14 protein-coding genes and 1 pseudogene are annotated in these 16,469 nt (G+C 73.0%); 12 read left to right on the top strand and 3 right to left on the bottom strand.

All coding sequences use genetic code 11. The features are described 5' to 3' along the window. From CKO43_RS21215 to CKO43_RS21165, 11 genes and pseudogenes are all read left to right on the top strand, one after another. Positions 1-354 (top strand): annotated as a pseudogene (locus CKO43_RS21215) (hemin-degrading factor); the annotation flags it as partial. Beyond that, a complete protein-coding gene (locus CKO43_RS21210) occupies positions 351-683 on the top strand; it encodes a hypothetical protein (RefSeq protein ID WP_200228455.1) in 333 nt (110 codons plus the stop codon). The pseudogene CKO43_RS21215 and the gene CKO43_RS21210, both read left to right, overlap by 4 nt. 85 nt (positions 684-768) lie before the next feature. Next, positions 769-3,039, top strand: coding sequence for a TonB-dependent hemoglobin/transferrin/lactoferrin family receptor (locus CKO43_RS21205; RefSeq protein ID WP_200379869.1), 2,271 nt, complete (start codon positions 769-771; stop codon positions 3,037-3,039). An 80-nt stretch (positions 3,040-3,119) separates the two neighbouring features. Beyond that, positions 3,120-7,043 (top strand): cobaltochelatase subunit CobN, encoded by a 3,924-nt coding sequence (gene cobN / locus CKO43_RS21200; protein WP_346728346.1) that lies wholly within the window; start codon positions 3,120-3,122, stop codon positions 7,041-7,043. 23 nt (positions 7,044-7,066) lie between these two features. Beyond that, complete coding sequence (locus CKO43_RS21195; RefSeq protein ID WP_200228449.1) at positions 7,067-7,552, top strand: MotA/TolQ/ExbB proton channel family protein; 486 nt, start codon at positions 7,067-7,069, stop codon at positions 7,550-7,552. Then, on the top strand, positions 7,549-7,866 hold the full coding sequence (locus CKO43_RS21190; RefSeq protein WP_200228447.1) for a DUF2149 domain-containing protein: 318 nt from the start codon (positions 7,549-7,551) through the stop codon (positions 7,864-7,866). The genes CKO43_RS21195 and CKO43_RS21190 overlap by 4 nt, the downstream gene beginning before the upstream one ends. A gap of 93 nt (positions 7,867-7,959) precedes the next feature. Then, complete coding sequence (bfr, locus tag CKO43_RS21185; RefSeq protein WP_200379867.1) at positions 7,960-8,427, top strand: bacterioferritin; 468 nt, start codon at positions 7,960-7,962, stop codon at positions 8,425-8,427. A gap of 59 nt (positions 8,428-8,486) precedes the next feature. Further along, entirely contained in the window at positions 8,487-8,966 is a 480-nt protein-coding gene (locus CKO43_RS21180) for a host attachment protein (RefSeq protein WP_200379866.1), read from the top strand. 72 nt (positions 8,967-9,038) lie between these two features. After that, complete coding sequence (locus CKO43_RS21175) at positions 9,039-9,680, top strand: hypothetical protein (protein ID WP_200379865.1); 642 nt, start codon at positions 9,039-9,041, stop codon at positions 9,678-9,680. A gap of 91 nt (positions 9,681-9,771) precedes the next feature. Next, positions 9,772-10,827, top strand: a complete 1,056-nt coding sequence (locus CKO43_RS21170; RefSeq protein ID WP_242481273.1) for a hypothetical protein — start codon at positions 9,772-9,774, stop codon at positions 10,825-10,827. Further along, positions 10,824-11,390, top strand: a complete 567-nt coding sequence (locus tag CKO43_RS21165; protein WP_200379864.1) for a LemA family protein — start codon at positions 10,824-10,826, stop codon at positions 11,388-11,390. The genes CKO43_RS21170 and CKO43_RS21165 overlap by 4 nt, the downstream gene beginning before the upstream one ends. Before the next feature lie 9 nt (positions 11,391-11,399). Here CKO43_RS21165 and CKO43_RS21160 read toward each other — a convergent pair whose 3' ends face one another. Further along, complete coding sequence (locus tag CKO43_RS21160; RefSeq protein ID WP_200379863.1) at positions 11,400-11,828, bottom strand: cytochrome C; 429 nt, start codon at positions 11,826-11,828, stop codon at positions 11,400-11,402. A gap of 159 nt (positions 11,829-11,987) precedes the next feature. On the opposite strand from CKO43_RS21160, the gene CKO43_RS21155 reads away from it, so the two are divergent. Continuing rightward, a complete protein-coding gene (locus tag CKO43_RS21155) occupies positions 11,988-12,626 on the top strand; it encodes a class I SAM-dependent methyltransferase (RefSeq protein WP_200379862.1) in 639 nt (212 codons plus the stop codon). On the opposite strand, the gene CKO43_RS21150 is transcribed toward CKO43_RS21155, so the two are convergent. Further along, positions 12,623-15,436 carry a PAS domain-containing protein gene (locus CKO43_RS21150; protein WP_200379861.1) on the bottom strand — a complete coding sequence of 938 codons (2,814 nt, stop codon included), beginning with the start codon at positions 15,434-15,436 and terminating at the stop codon, positions 12,623-12,625. The genes CKO43_RS21155 and CKO43_RS21150 overlap by 4 nt on opposite strands. Positions 15,437-15,536: 100 nt before the next feature. Then, positions 15,537-16,469 (bottom strand): heavy metal translocating P-type ATPase (locus tag CKO43_RS21145; protein WP_200379860.1); only part of this gene is annotated, 933 nt, incomplete at its 5' end.

Raw genomic sequence — 16,469 nt, 5'->3', positions numbered from 1 at the left:
GTTGCGCCGGCCGGCGCCCACGAACTGCTCGCCGCCGCGGCGCAACAGGGCGTGCCGCTGTCGGTGCGTGTGCCCGGTGCCGGCGCCTGCGGCGGCGACTGGCGCGCGGTGCGCCTGGCACGCGGCTGGACCCAGGCCGACGCCGGCGGCGCGCGCCTGCACCTGCGAGAGGACGCCATCGCCCAGGCCTGGCTGCTGCGCTGCCCGTCGCGCCGCGGCCTGCTGCAGACCCTGCTGCTGCTCGACGCCGACGGCGCGCCGATCGCCCGTTTCGGCGACGAAAACGCCGACACGCCCGAACGCTGCGGCTGGCGCCGCCTGGTGCGCCTGCTCGACGCCGAGGCCGAGGCATGAACCAGCCACAACAGATGCCACCCGCCGTGCTCGCGCTGGCGCGCGCCGAAGCTGCGGCCGGCGCCGCCTATGCCGCGCTGCTGCGCCGCGCCGAGGCTGCCGAAGCCGATGCGATGCGGCTGCGCGCGCTGCTGATCCGGCGCGACACCGAGATCGGCCAGCTGCGCGACGAGATCCACCTGCTGCACGTCGAGACCCCCGACCTGCGCACGCGGCTGGAGCTCGTGCGCGAGAACCGGCGCCAGGCCGACCAGCTGGTCGTGCTGCGGCGTGCGCTCGGCGGCGGCTGGCGCCCCGACGCCCGGCAGCGGCCGGCATTTGGCGCCTGAACCCTTACTCCACCAACCGGATCGCCAGCCACCGCGCCGCCCCGGCGCCGGCCGCCAGCCCTGCCATGCAAAAAGAAAGACGACCATGTCCCACCCCCACGCCCCGCGCCGCGGGCACCGCTTCGTCCTCCAGCCGCTGACCGCGGCCATCGCCGCCCTCGCCGCCGCCGCGGCGCCGGCCCAGACCACGCCCGACGCCGGGCGGGTCATCGTGTCGCAGGCACCGCTGCCCAAGGTCGTGGTCTCGGCGACGCGCATCGAGGCCGCCGAAGACGAGGTTGCGGCCACTGTCAGCGCCGTCAGTGCCGAGGAAATCGACCGCCGTGGCGCCACCGACATCCAGGACGTGCTGCGTCAGGAAGCCGGCGTTTCCGTGCGCTCCCTGCCCAACCGCAGCTCGGCGGCCTTCTACGCCACCGGCCGCGGCGGCAACGAAGGCATCAACATCCGCGGCCTCGAAGGCAACCAGGTGATGCTGCAGGTCGACGGCGTGCGCCTGCCGATGCTGTACGCCAACGGCCCGTTTTTCGCCGGCCGCGGCGACTACATCGACGTCGAGGCCTTCAAGCGCGTGGAACTGCTGCGCGGCGCCTCGTCCTCGTCTTACGGCAGCGACGGCCTGGCCGGCGCGGTGAGCTTCCTGACCAAGGACCCGTCGGACCTGCTGCGCCCGGGCGAAAAACACGCCGAGTCGCTGAAGCTCGGTTATCGCGGCGCCGACGACTCCTGGGTGGCCGTGCCGACCTTCGCGTTGCGCACCGAGGGCGGCACCGAGGCCATGCTGCTGGCCAGCCTGCGCCGCGGCCACGAAGTCGACAACCAGGGCGACAACGACAGCAAGACCATCGAGCGCACGACGGCCAACCCGCAGGAAACGCAGTCGAACTACCTGCTGGCCAAAGTCGAGCAGCGCCTGGACGCACGCCAGAAGCTGAAGTTCAGCGCCGAGCACCTGAGCCGGCGCATCGACAGCGAGATCTACACGCTGTTCGGCGACCCGATGTACCCGACGACGAACGACGTCGATGCCGCAGAGCGCGTCGGCCGCACGATGTTCAAGGCCGGCTACGAGTTCCAGGACCCGCGCGCCGCCTGGTTCCAGCGCATCAATGCCACCGTGTACGCGCAGGACACCGAGAACCGCCAGCTCGGCTACGAGGCGCGCAGCAACACCAGCGCCTGGAACACCCGCGACCGCGACACGCGCTACGAGGAGCGCACGCTGGGCGCCAGCGCGCAGTTCGAGTCCAACTTCGGCACCCAGGTCGCGCAGCGGCTGATCTGGGGCCTCGACGCGTCGACGACCGAGGTGACGACGCTGAGCAAGGGCGGCAACTACCTGAACGGCGTGCCGAGCACGACGACCCCGTTCGTCGAGAAGAAGAACTTCCCCGACACCGACTACCGGCTTCTGGGCGCCTTCGTGCAGGACGAGATCGCCGTCGGCAGCCTGGCCGTGATTCCGTCGCTGCGCTGGGACCACTTCAAGCTCGACCCCGATCTCCACGATCCGCTGGCCAGTGCCAACAACTCGAGCACGCCCGTCGCCTTGTCGGGCAGCGAGTTCTCGCCGCGGCTGGGGCTGATCTGGACCTTCTCGCCGGCGCTGCGCGCCGTCGCCAACCTGGGCCACGGCTTTCGCGCGCCGACGCCGTCGCAGGTCAACGGCGGCGTGACCAACCTGAACGCCTTCTACATGTCGATCGGCAACCCCGATCTGAAGCCCGAGACCAGCGACACCGTCGAACTCGGCCTGCGCGGCGAGAGCGGTGCGCTGCGCTGGGCTGCGACGGTGTTCAAGTCGCGCTACAAGGACTTCATCGCGTCCAACGTCACCGTCGACGGCGCCGGCACCGCGGCCGACCCCTGGATCTACCAGGCGGTCAACCTGAACCGCGTCGACATCCGCGGTTTCGAGGCCACGCTGGACTGGAGCTTCCGCCCCGGCTGGACGCTGGCCGCGCGTTACGCGCATGCCCACGGCGACAGCGAGGAGTCGGGCGTCAAGGCGCCGCTGGAGACGGTCGAGCCCGACAAGCTGGTGCTCGCGCTGAAACGTGAAGTCGGCCACTTCGGCACCGAGTTCGCGCTCGTCGCGATGAAGCGCCAGGGCCGCTACGTCAGCGACGAAGACTCCAGCACGCAGTACGTGCCCGGTGGCTTCGCGGTCGCCGACCTGTCGCTGTGGTGGCTGGTGCGCCCCGACACCGAGCTGAACGTCGGCATCACCAACCTGTTCGACAAGAAGTACGTGCAGTGGGCCGACGCGCGCGACCTGACGACGGCCTCGACCACCGTCGACGCGTATTCGCAGCCTGGACGCAACGTCAACCTCAGCGTGCGCTACCGCTTCTGATGCCGCGATCCGCCAGCCCAAGCCGCCAGCCCGTCCCGCAGTTCGCCGCCGCCCGCCGCCGCCTCGGTGCCGCGGCGGCGGTGCTGGCCCTGCTTCTGATGCTGCTCGCGCTGCCGGCTCAGGCCGCCAGCGTGCTGTTCGTGACGACCTCGCCGGTGCCGCCGGCCAAGTTCGCCGCGCTCGCGCGCCTGGGCGCGCCGCTCGGGCTGGCGGTCGAGGTGCGTTACGTCGAGAAGCTGGCCGAGCCCGGCCCGTCCTTGTGGGACGGCGCCGACCTGGTGCTGATCGACGCGCCGCGCCCGCACATCGAAGCCTGGATGCGCGAGAAGCTGGCGCCGGCATTGCCGGCGCTGGACGGCCGGCGCCACGTCTGGCTGTCGACCGCCGCCGCCCGGCCGCAGGGCATGCCGGCCGACGTCGCCGCGCGCCTGCACGCCTACTACGTCAACGGCAGCGGCCCCAACCTGCGCCACTTCGTGCAGACGCTGGACGACTGGCTGGCGGGCCGCGCCTGGGCCGGGCATCCCGACCCCATCGTCTTCCCGGCCGCCGGCATCTACCACCCGCAGCTGCCGGGGCTGGTGCGCGCCTCCACCCGCGACTACCTGGCGTGGAAGGGCGTGCCCGCCGACGGCGCGCGGCCGCCGGTGGTCGGCATCGTCTTCCACCCGCAGAGCGTCGCCGCCGAGCAGACCGAACTGCTCGACGACCTGATCCGGCGCCTGGAAGCCGCCGGCGCCGTGCCGCTGGCCTTCTACACGCCGGTGCTGGACGCCGACGCGGTGCGCCGCATCGCGCTGGTCGACGGCCGGCCGGTGCTCGACGTGCTGATCAACACCCAGATCACGCTGAACCCCGACGGCCGCCGCGCCGAGTTCGAGGCGCTGGGCGTGCCGGTGCTGCAGGCGATGAGCTACCGCCGCGGCGACAGCGCCGCCTGGGCCGCCGACAACCAGGGCGTGCGCATCGACGACGTGCCCTTCTACCTGTCGCAGGCCGAATACGCCGGCGTCACCGACATCCAGACGGTGGCCGCCACCCGTGGCAGCGACGAGCAGGTCGAGCCGATCGCCCCCCAGGTCGCCGCCGTCGTCGCCAAGGCGCTGAACCTGGTGAAGCTGCAGCGCAAGCCCGCGGCCGACAAGCGCATCGCCGTCTTCTTCTGGAACTACCCGCCGGGCGAGAAGAACCTGTCGGCTTCGTTCATGAACCTGCCGCGCAGCCTGGTGAACACGCTTGCCGGTCTGCATGACGCCGGTTACGCCACCGATTCCGAGGACGAGGCGCTGCTGACCCCCAAGCTGCAGCGCCTGCTGGAGCCCGCCTACCGCCCGGCCGAAGACCGTGCGGTGCTCGAAGCGCTGCTGCGCGACGGCCTCGCCGACCGGCTGCCGCTGGCGCGTTACCGCGCCTGGCTGGCGACGCTGCCGCCGGCCGTGCGCGAGCGCCTGGACGCACGCTGGGGCGCGCCGGAGAAGTCGACCTGGGTCCTGCGCCAGGGCGGGCAGGACTGGTTCGTGATTCCGCGCCTGCAGCTCGGCGGCGTCACGCTGCTGCCGCAGCCGGCGCGCGGCGAACGTGGCGAAGACCGCGAGAAGGCCCTCTATCACTCGACCAGCGCGGTGCCGACGCACCACTACTTCGCCACCTACCTGTGGGCGCGCGAGCAGTTCGGCGCCGACGCGCTGGTGCACTTCGGCACCCACGGCACGCAGGAATGGCTGCCGGGCAAGGAGCGTGGTCTCTCGGTCTTCGACGACGCGCTGCTGGCCGTCGGCGACGTGCCGGTGGTCTACCCGTACATCGTCGACAACATCGGCGAGGCGCTGCAGGCCAAGCGCCGCGGGCGTGCGGTCATCGTCTCGCACCAGACGCCGGCGCTGGCGCCGGCCGGGCTGCACGACGCGCTGACCGCGCTGCACGACGCACTGCACCAGTGGCTGGCGCAAGGCGAGGGCCAGGTGCGCGACGCGCTGCGGCGCCAGATCAGCGAAGGGGTGAAGCGCGAACGCATCGCGCTCGACATGGGCTGGAGCGAGGCCCGCCTGGACGCCGACTTCCCCGGTTTCATCCAGGCGCTGCACGACCACCTGCACGAGATCGCGCTGACGGTGCAGCCGGTGGGGCTGCACAGCTTCGGCCGCGGCCCCGACGAACGCTGGCGCCTGGCGATGGTGATGGAGATGCTGGGGCGCGAAACCATGGTCGCGTTGGCCGCGCCGGGCGAGCAGGCAGACGAGGTGCTGGTCGGCGATTGGCGCAAGCTCACCGAGACCGCCACCTACCGCCGCCTGCACGAGTTCATCGTCCAGGGCACCGACACGTCGGCCCAGCCGGCCGCGGTTCGCGAAGCCATCGAACGCGGCCGGCGCTGGTACGCCGACCTGGGCGCCGAAGGCGAGATCCGCGGCCTGCTCACGGCGCTCGCCGGGCGTTACCTGCCGACCAGCTACGGCGGCGACCCGATGAAGAACCCCGACTCGCTGCCCACCGGCCGCAACCTCTACGGTTTCGACCCGTCGCGCATCCCGACCAAAGCCGCCTGGGACGCCGGCAAGCTGGCACTGGAGCAGCTTGCTGCGGCACACCGCGCCAAGACCGGGCGCACGCCGGCCAAGCTGGCGTTCACGCTCTGGTCGGTCGAGACCATGCGCCACCAGGGCCTGCTCGAAGCCCAGGCGCTGTGGGCGCTGGGTGTCGAGCCGGTCTGGGACGCCGGCGGGCGCATCACCGACGTCAAGCTGGTGCCACGCGCCGAACTCGGCCGGCCGCGCATCGACGTCGTGCTCTCGGCCACCGGGCTGTACCGCGACCATTTTCCGAACGTGATGCGCCAGCTCGCCAAGGCCGCCAAACTCGCCGCCCAGGCCGACGAAGCCGACAACCCGGTGGCGGCGAACACGCGCCGCATCGCCGCCGACCTGCGTGCGCGCGGGCTGGACGCGGCCGCGGCCGAACGTGGCGCGATGACACGCATCTTCTCGTCCGAGTCGGGCCGCTACGGCAGCGGCCTGGACGAGGCGGCGCTGGCCACCGACACCTGGAAGACCCAGGCCGAAGGCGACCGCAAGCTCGCCGGGCTGTACCTGGCGCGCATGCAGTTCGCCTACGGCCCCGACGAAGCCGAGTGGGGCCAGGCCGGCGTGGACGGACGAGGCAAAGGCAACCTCTACGCCGAACAGCTGAAGGGCACCGAAGGCGCGGTGCTGGCGCGCAGCTCCAACCTCTACGGCATGCTGACCACCGATGACCCCTTCCAGTACCTGGGCGGGCTCGCGCTGGCCGTGCGCCAGCTCGACGGCAAGGCGCCCGAGCTCTACATCAGCAACCTGCGCGGCCCTGGTGCCGGCCGGGTCGAAGGCGCGGCCGAGTTCCTGGCCAAGGAGCTGGCGACCCGCAACTTCCACCCCGGCCACATCAGCGGCCTGATGGCCGAGGGTTACGCCGGCACGCTGCAGGTGCTGGACGGCGTCAACAACTTCGCCGGCTGGCAGAGCGTGGCGCGCGAGATCGTGCGCGACGACCAGTGGCAGGAGTTCATGGACGTCTACGTGCGCGACAAACACCGGCTGGGCATGCGGCGCTGGTTCGAGAGCCGCAACCCGCACGCGCTGGCGCAGGTCATGGAGCGCATGCTGGAAGCCGCGCGCCTGGGCCAGTGGAAGGCCGCGCCCGAGAGCGTGGCCGAGCTGAAGTCGCGCTGGCGCGAACTCTCGCGCCGCCACGGCGTGCGGCCCGACAACGCCGCGTTCGCCGCCTTCGTCGGTTACGGCCTCGCGCCGCAACCGTCGGCACCGGCTCCTGCCGCCGCAGCGCAGCAGGCACCTGCGGCGCGCCCGCCCGAGCCGGCACCGCGGGTCGAAGGCCTGCTGCTCGAACGTGTCGCCGCACCACCGCCGGCGCCGCGGCTGCGTGAGCTCGCGCTCGCCGTCGTCGCCCTCACGCTGGCGGGCGGCGCCTTGCGCGGCCGCCGCCACCGTCGTCCCACCCCGCTTGCCGCCTGAGGCAGCCAACCAGCCACCTGAAGATGAACCACGTTCTCGAATCGACGATGTACGACGTCGCGCAGGTCTTCCTGCTGCCGACGCTGGCGCTGATCGCGCTGCTCTTTCTCTACGCCTTCTGGGCGCTGGGCGAGTTCGCCACGCTCGCCTGGCTGCGCCGGCGCGGCGGCGGCCGGCCGCTGGTGGCCGCCGACCGCGCCGCCGGCGGCCTGAGCGACGACGCGCTCGACCTGCACGCGCACCGGCTGCTCGAGACCCAGCGCATCGCCAGCCGGGTGACGCCGATGCTGGGCCTGGTGGCGACGATGATCCCGATGGGCCCGGCGCTGAAGTCGCTGTCCGACGGCAACCTGGCGCAGGTGTCGCAAAACCTCACGGTGGCGTTTTCGGCGGTGATCCTGGCGCTGATCGCGGCCTCGATCACGTTCTGGGTCGTCAACGTGCGCCGGCGCTGGCTGGCCGAGGAACTGGTCGAGATCGCCGCCGCGCGCACCCAGGTGGCCGCATGAAGCTGCTCAACGAAGGCCAGGACGACGACCCCATCCTGTCGGTCGTCAACCTGATCGACATCTTTCTCGTCGTCATCGCCGCGCTGCTGATCACGATCGCGCAGAACCCGCTGATGAACCCGTTCTCGCAGCGCGACGTCACCGTCATCACCGACCCCGGCAAACCGAGCATGGAGATGGTGGTGAAGAAGGGCGAGAAGATCGAGCGCTACAAGGCCAGCGGCGCCATCGGCAGCGGCGACGGCCAGAAGGCGGGCGTGGCCTACCGCATGCAGGACGGCTCCATCGTCTACGTGCCCGAAGCCGGCTCCTGAGCCGCCCGGTGGTGCATTGGCCGGGCGCCTGCGGCGGCGGCGGTGTCAGCGTAGGATTCGCGCGTTTCGCACCCCGCCCGCCAGGAGAAGCCTATGCAAGGCCACCCCGCCATCCTCGACGCGCTGAATGCGCTGCTGGTCGACGAGCTCGCCGCCCGCGACCAGTACTTCATCCATTCGCGCATGCTGTCCGAGTGGGGCCTGGCCAAGCTGGCCGACCGCATCGGCCACGAAATGGAAGACGAGACCGCGCACGCCGACGCGCTGATCCGCCGCATCCTGATGCTCGGCGGCACGCCGCGCATGACGCCGAACGCGCTCGACGTCGGCCACGACGTGCCGTCCATCCTGCAGAACGACCTCGCCGTCGAGCTGCGTGTCGTGCAGCACCTGCGCGAGGTGATGGCGCTGTGCGAGAGCGAACGCGACTACGTCACGCGCGACATCCTGCTGCCGATGCTCGACGACACCGAGCAGGACCACGCCCACTGGCTGGAACAGCAGCTGCGTCTCATCACGCTGGTCACGCTGCCCAACTACCTGCAGAGCCAGCTCGCCTGAAGACCGCCTGAGCGGAACGCGGCTTGCCCGCCGCCGGATCCCGTCTCCCGAGGTCCGGCATGAACAAGACAGTCTGGGTGGTGGTGGCCGACGAGGCCATCGCCCGTTTCCTGCAGCGTCCCGACGAAGGCGGCGCGCTGCAGCCGGTCGAGGAACTGACCGACCCGGCCGCGCACGCCCGCGGCCAGGACCTGCGCGCCGACGCCACCGGCCGCCGCGCCGGGGGCAGCGCCGCCGGTGCGTCGCGTGCCACCGGCGCCACCACCTCGGCCGGCACCGACGAAAAACACCACGAGGCCGACGGTTTCGCGCGCCGGGTCGCCGCCCGCCTGCACGAGGCGCTGCTGGCGCGCCGCTTCGACGAGCTGCACCTGGCCGCCGCGCCGCGTTTCCTCGGTCTGCTGCGCAAGGCGCTGTCGCCGCAGGTCTCGCGCTGCCTCGGACAGCAGCTGGACAAGGACCTGGTGCAGGTGGACAACGCCGCGCTCGCCGAACGTTTCTTCCCGCGGCCGCGGCGCCCTGACGGCACGCCGATGTAACGGTTGTCCCGCGCGCTCAATCGCCGCCACCGCCGACCGAAGAGCCGGGATCGGTGACGGCGGGAGACGCGGATGCGGCAGGCGATCACGGCATGGGCGCTGGCGGCGGCCGCCAGCGCGGGTGCGGCGGAGCTGACGCCGACCGAGACCCTCTGGCTGCGCGGCGCCGCCCCGGTGCTGGCGGCGGCCGAGGCCCGCGGCCTGCCGCTGGACATCGTCGTGCAGCCGCAGCCCGCTGGCGGCCTGGCGCCGCTGGCGCTGGGTTTCGTCGACGGGCGCTGCAAGTTCGTGCTGTCGATGCGCGCCAACCCCGAGGCCGAAGCCACGCTCGAGCGCCTGCCGGCCGGGCACGAAAACGCCGCCTTCGAACTGATGGCGGCGCACGAGATCGCGCACTGCGAACGCCATGTGCAGGGCGCCTGGCACGGCCCGGTGGCCGCCAGCGCCGACGCCCAGCGCCAGGCGATGGCCGCCGAGCGCCGCGAAGAAGCCTGGGCCGACCTCGCCGGGCTGGCCTGGATCCAGGCGCGGCGCCCGGCCGAATACGCCGCGCTGCACGCCTGGCTGGTGGCCGAACGTCGCCGCGAGCGTGTGCCCGGCAGCGAGCACGACACGCTGGACTGGGTGGACGCTGCCGCCGGCGGGCTGGACACCGCGGCCCCGGCGGCCGCCGCGGCGGCCTTGTGGGCTCGTGTCGCGGCCGCGGCACGCTGAGATTCAACGTCGGCACCTGAGGCGCCGATAACGGGAGACGACCACGCGCGGCGCCGCCGCCGTGGCATGCTGCCGCGCCGATGCCGACCCCTTGCTCCAGCGCCCGCACCCCGGGCGCGTGCCGATGATCCGCCTGCTGCTGCGCCTGCGCCGCGCCGCCCGGCAGGCGCGGGCGCTGCCGTCCAAGGAACTGCTGCTGGCCGAGATCAGCCGCCAGGGCGCCAGCGACGGCCGCATCGTGCGGGCCGACCCGCTGCCGGCGATCGTCGTCGCGGTGCTGGCCACGATCGTCGCAGCCTGGCGCCATCAGGCCGGCGAAGACGGCCAGGCGCTGGCCGCGCTGCTCGTCGCGCTGCTGGCCGGCGCGCTGCCGGTGGCGGCGTTCGCGGCGCGGCGGCGTTTCATCGACACCGTGCTCACCCAGTCGGCCATGCTCGACCGCGGCCTGGCCGCCGTCGACTGCGACGGCCCCCGGCTGTGGCGCGACTGGCGCGCCGTCTTCCCCGACTTCGAGCGCGGCGACGAGGGCCAGACCATAGACCGCCTCGTCGAAGGCGAGTGGAGCGACGAGTCCGGGCTCGCGCACAAGATCGCCTGTTACCGCTTCAGCTGGGTCGAGGTGCGCCAGAGCAGCTCGACCGACGCCGACGGCAAGCAGCGTGAGGACACGCAGCGCACGACGCAGCATCGCCACGGCGTCGTCGTCTCGCTGGCGCCGCCGCTGACGCTGGCGGTGTCCGAAGTGCGCAAGCCGAAGATGCCGGTGCCCTGGAGCACCGCGTCGATCGAGTTCGGCGAACGCTGGCGTGTCGGCGCCGCCAGCGAGATGCAGGCCGCGCGCCTGCTGACGCCCTCCGTCGTGCAGACCTTCGTCGAGACCGGGCGCCACTTCCGCGCGCTCGACCTGCACTTTGCCGGCGATCAGGGCTGCATCTCGTTCTCCGACGACGACCTGCTGGGGCGCGCCGACGCCCGCCGGCGCACCGACCGCCTCGACGAACTGCGCTGGCGCGTGCGCTCGACGGCGACGATGCCCAAGCTCGACGCGCTGACGACGCTGCTGCGTGCGCTCTGCGACGCCGCCGCCGGGCTGCAGGCGCGGCCCGAGCCCGCACCCCCGATCCCGAACCGAAAGGCCTTCCCGTGAACACCACCCTGATCGTCGTGCTGGCCGCCATCGCCGTCGCCGCCGGCGTCGTCGTCATCCACAACGGCATCGTCTCGCGCCGCAACGCGGTGCGCCGCGCCTGGGCCGACGTGCTGGCCTACGAACGCCAGAAGCAGCAGACCCTGCCCCGGCTGGAGGAACTGGTCGGCTCGTACCAGGAGTACGAACGCGGCCTGCTGACCAGCGTGACCCAGCTGCGCGAGAGCCTGGGCCGGCTGGGTGCACAGCCCGACGGCATCGCGCTGGCCCAGGCCGAACGCGCCAGCGCCGAACTGCTGAAGAGCCTGCGCATCGCCGTCGAGGCCTACCCCGAGCTGCAGGCCGCCGGCGCCTTGCGCGACCTGATGGCCCAACTCGTCGACCTGCAGAAGGAAGTGACGGCCGCGCTGACGATCTTCAGCCGCAACGTCGAGCTCTACAACACCGGGCTGGAAGTGTTCCCGGCCTCGCTGGTCAACGCGGCGCTGACGCGGGCGCAGCCGGTCGAGCCCTTCACCGACACGCGCGCCGCGTCCAGCTTCGACTACCGGCCGCGGCTCTGAGCCGGAGCTTCAGCGCACGCGCCAGGCGTGGTGGCAGGCGACGCAGCTCGTCGTCAGCTCGCCCAGGCGCTGCAGCGCGAGCGGCTGGTCGCCGGCCTTGGCGGCGTCGGCGAAGCGGCTCGCGGCCTGGTGGCCGTCGATTCCCAGGCGGTGCATCGCCGGCGGCATCTGCGGGCCGGGGCGTGCGTCCATCGGCAGCAGCCGGTTGCGTCCCATCGCGGCGATGCCCAGCTCGGTCTCGGCGACTGCACCGGCTTCGGCCAGCTTGCCGGCACCGAGCAGGCCGATGATCTCGTTCACCGCGCGCAGGTTGCCCAGCATCTCGTCGCGCAGCGTGGCCTGGGCCGCCGGCGTCAGCGACGCGAGCTGGCGCATGTCCTCGGCGGCGAACGCGGCGGGTGCGAGCACGAGGCAGGCGAGGGCGGCGGCGCGGTGCATGCGGGGCTCCGGTGGGCGACGCGCCATCGTACCCCCGGGGGTTGACCTCGCCGCCGTCTGGCGAAGCGCGCCGTGGCCCCATCGGCGCATGAGCCCTCAGGACTTGTCCGGTGCTCATTCCCGCTTGGCGGGATCGGCCGCAGGCCTTAGGGTGCCCCAATGAGCAGCGACACCGCCCCCGACCCCTTCGCCGACCCCGCCGGCACCTGGAACCAGCGTTACCAGACCGAAGGTTTCCTCTTCGGCACCGAGCCCAACGACTACCTGCAGCGTGTCGCGCCGCGGCTGCCGGCCGGCGGCCGCGTGCTCTGCGTCGCCGACGGCGAAGGCCGCAACAGCGTCTGGCTGGCGCGCCAGGGTTTCCAGGTCGAGGCTTTCGACATCGCCGCGCTCGGTGTCGACAAGGCGCGGCGGCTGGCGGCGCAGGCCGGCGTCACCGTGCACTACGAGGTCGCCGGCTGCGACGACTGGCGCTGGCCCGAAGCCGAATACGACGCCGTCGTCGCGGTCTTCGTGCAGTTCGCCGACCCGCCGGCGCGCGCGCGGCTGTTCGAGCACATGGCTGCGGCGCTGCGCCCCGGCGGCTGCCTGGTGCTGCTGGGCTACACGCCGCAGCAGCTGGCGTTCCGTAGCGGCGGGCCGGGGCGGGTGGAGCACCTGTACACACCCGAACTGCTGCGCACGGCTTTCGCCGGGCTGGAGATCCTCGAACTCGTCGAGTACGAACACGAACTCGCCGAGGGCACGCAGCACGTCGGCCGCGCCGCGCTGATCGGGCTGCTGGCGCGTCGGCGCTAGGCGCGCAGCGCGGCGTCCAGCCGCTCCGGGTCGACCGGTTTGACCAGGTGCTCGTCGAAGCCGGCTTCGGCCGCGCGCCGGCGGTCGCCGGGCTGGCCCCAGCCGGTCAGCGCGACCAGGCGCATGCTCCGGCCCCAGGCCTGGGCGCGCACCCGGCGCGCGAGCTCGTGGCCGTCGATGCCGGGCAGGCCGATGTCCAGCAGCGCCACCTGCGGCCGGAACGCGGCGCCGGCTTCGAGCGCGGCCGTCGCGTCGTGCACGACCTGCACCTCGTGCCCGGCCAGGCGCAGCAGCATTGCCAGCGTGTCGGCGGCGTCGACATGGTCGTCGACGACCAGCACACGCAGCGCCGCTCCCGGCGTCGCGGCCGGCCCGGCGGCGACGGCCGGCGCCACCGCCGGCAGCGGGATGCAGACGAGGAACTCGCTGCCGCGGCCGCGGCCTTCGCTGGCGACGGCGACGCTGCCGCCGTGCAGCTCGACCAGGCCCTTGACCAGCGCCAGCCCGATGCCCAGCCCGCCCTGGGCCCGGTCGCGTTCACCCTGAACCTGGGCGAACATGCCGAAGACGCTGCCCAGTGCCTCGGCTTCCAGGCCGATGCCGTCGTCGCGCACCGCGATGACGAGCTGCTGGTCGACGACGCCGGCGTCGAGTTCGATGCGGCCGCCCGGGTCGGTGTACTTGGCGGCGTTGGTCAGCAGGTTGGTCAGCACCTGCACCAGGCGGATGACGTCGACGCTCAGCGCCGTGTCCGGCTGCGGCACCTGCAGCCGCAGTTCGTGGCCGCCGTCGTCGACCAGCGGGCGCGCGGCCTCGACCGCGGCCTCGACGACCGCGCCCAGCGTCGTCAGCGAACGTTTGAGCACCAGCTTGCCGGCGTTGATGCGCGAAAGGTCCAGCAGGTCGTCGAGCAGCGCGGCCACGTGGCCGACCTGGCGCTTGATGACCTCGGCCGCCCAGTTGCGCCGCTCGGGCGGCAGCGCCGGTGCGGCCAGCAGCTCGGCGGCGTTGCGGATCGGCGCCAGCGGGTTGCGCAGTTCGTGCGACAGCGTCGCGATGAAACGGTCCTTGCGCCGGTCGGCCTCGCGCAGCGCGAGCTGCGTCGCCGCGAGTTCGGTGATGTCGTAGCTGACGCCGACGTGGCCGATGAAGCGGCCCTGCTCGTCCAGCCGCGGCGTCGCCGACGAGTCCAGCCAGCGCCAGACGCCGCTGGCGTGGCGTGCGCGGGCGCGGGCGTGGAAGGGCCCGCGCGCCTGCAGCGCCGCCATGAAGGCGGCGACGTAGGCTGCCATGTCCTCGGGGTGCAGGATCTGCTGCCAGCCGGGCCCGCTCAGGCGCTTGGCGTCCAGGCCGAAGAACTGCACGTAGGCCCGGTTGATGAACTCGACGCCGCCGCTGGCGTCGGTGACCCAGATCATCGCCTCGACGCCGTCGGCCATCGTGCGGAAACGCCGTTCGCTCTCGAGCAGCGCAGCCTCGGCGCGGCGGCGTGCGCTGACGTCGCGGAACACGAGCGCGAAGCGTCCGCGCGGCTCGACCGGCGTCGCGAAGACCTCGAACCAGCGCCCCAGCACCTGCGAGACGTTCTCGAAACGCAGCGGCTCGCCGCCGAGCGCGACCCGGCCGTAGGTCTCGCGCCAGTGCGGCTCGAGCGTCGGCACCATCTCGTAGGCGCGGCGGCCGGCGGCGTCGTGCAAGCCGGTCATGGCCTCGAACCGCGGGTTGACCTCGAGGAAGCGGTAGTCGAGCGGCCGGCCTTCGTCGTCCAGCACCATCTCGCACAGCGCGTAGCCTTCGTCGATCGCGGTGAACACGGTGCGCAGCCTGCGTTCGCTCTCGGCGAGCCGGCGCTCGGTGAGCGCGCGTTCGGCGGCCTCGCGTTCGCGCTCGATCACCACCGCCGCAGCGCGCGCCAGCAGGCGCAGCGGTTCGAGTTCGTCATCGCCGGGCAGGCGCGTTGTCGGCGGGTACAGCGCCATCGTGCCGACGACCTCGCCGGCCAGCGTCGTGATCGGCTTGGACCAGCAGGCGCGGATGCCGTGTGCCGCCGCCTGATCGCGCCTCGGCGTCCACAGCGGGTCCTGCGTGATGTCGGCGACGAACACCGGCTCGCCCGTATAGGCCGAGAGCCCGCACGAAGGTTCGTCCGGGCCGACCGCCGCCTGCGCGAAGTCGATGGCGTAAGCCGCGTCCAGCCCCCAGCTGGCGGCGAAGTGCAGCAGGCCGTCGGCCGGGTCGCGCAGCAGGATGGCGGCACCGGCGTCTTCGTCTATCTGTTCGCAGGCCGCACGCGCCAGGCGTTCGAGCACACGCGCCAGCGCGGCGCCGCTGGCCGCGAGTTCCAGCGCCTCCTTCTGGCCGGCGAGCAGTGCGCGCGCGCGGCGCTGCGGTTCGATGTCCTCGGTCACGCCGTACCAGCGCAGGATGCGGCCGCCGGGGTCGCGCTGCGGCCGCGCGCGGGTGCGCATCCAGCGCCAGCGGCCGTCGCCGGTGCCGATGCGGTGTTCCAGGTCCAGCGGCTCGCCGCTGGTGATCGCCTGGCGCCAGGCGCGTTCGAGCCCGGGCAGGTCGGCCGGATGCTGGGCCGCGCGCCAGCTGTCGCCGCCGGGAGCGTCGGCGCTGAAGCCGGTCATCTCCAGCCACTGGCGGTTGAAGCCCTGCACCGTGCCGTCGGGGGCGGCCAGCCACGAGACCTGCGGGTACAGGTCGGCGGCGTCGTGATAGTCGGCCTCGCCCCGGTCGCCGGCGCGCGGCAGCGGCGTCGCGCCGGCGTCTGCGCCTGCACCGCGCGCGTGCTTGCCATCCTGCATCCGGGCCCTCCCTGCCGGTCGATCGCGGATCGGGCGCGGCCGTCGCGGCCGCCTCGCTCCCCGGATCGGCTCTATACCATGGGCCCGGTGCCGCCCTGCGTTACACCCTGTCGCCTGCCGGGGCGCGCCCGTGGCGCAGCAGCCGCAGGCCGTTGAAGACGACGATCAGGCTGGCGCCCATGTCGGCGAACACCGCCATCCACATCGTCGCGTCGTCGAACACCGCCAGCGCCAGGAACGCGGCCTTGATGCCGAGAGCCAGCGTGATGTTCTGCACCAGCACCGCGTGCGTCGCACGCGACAGGCGCACGGTCTCGGCGATGCGGCGCGGGTCGTCGTTCATCACGACGACGTCGGCGGCCTCGATCGCGACGTCGGTGCCGGCGGCGCCCATCGCAAAACCGAGGTCGCTGCGCGCCAGCGCCGGCGCGTCGTTGAGGCCGTCGCCGGCCATGCCGGTGGCGCCGTGGCGGCGTTGCAGCGCCTCGATCGCGCCCAGCTTGTCCTCGGGCAGCAGGCCGGCGCTGACTTCGGTGATGCCGGCTTCGGCCGCGACCGCACGCGCCGCGGCCTCGTGGTCGCCGCTGAGCATCACCGGCACGATGCCCAGCGCCTTCAGCTCGGCGACGGCGGCGCGCGCGCCGGGTTTGAGCGTGTCGGCGACGGCGAACAGCGCCAGCGTGTTCGTGCCTTCGCCCAGCAGCGTGACGCTGCGGCCCAGGGCTTCGTGGGTGTCCAGCGCGGCCTCGACCTCGGCCGTCAGCGCGCCGCGTTCGGCCGCCAGGCGGCGGCTGCCGAGCCAGACGGCGCGGCCATCGGCGCTGGTGGCTTCGACGCCGCGGCCGTGCCGCACCTGGACCGCGCTCAGCGCCAGGGTCGCGGCCGGCAGCGCGGCGGCGATCGCCCGTGACACCGGGTGCTCGGTCTGCGCCGCGAGCGCGGCGGCCAGCGCGTCGGCGGCGGCGTCGTCGCCGGCGAGCGTGCGGCGCTCGACCAGCCGCGGCCGGCCTTCGGTCAGCGTGCCGGTCTTGTC

The organism is Rubrivivax gelatinosus, from assembly GCF_016583785.1.
GTDB classification, from domain to species: Bacteria; Pseudomonadota; Gammaproteobacteria; order Burkholderiales; family Burkholderiaceae_C; genus Rubrivivax; species Rubrivivax gelatinosus_B.
The sequence above is the reverse complement of the archived record's forward strand: the minus strand, read 5'-3'. Positions and strand labels throughout refer to the sequence as shown.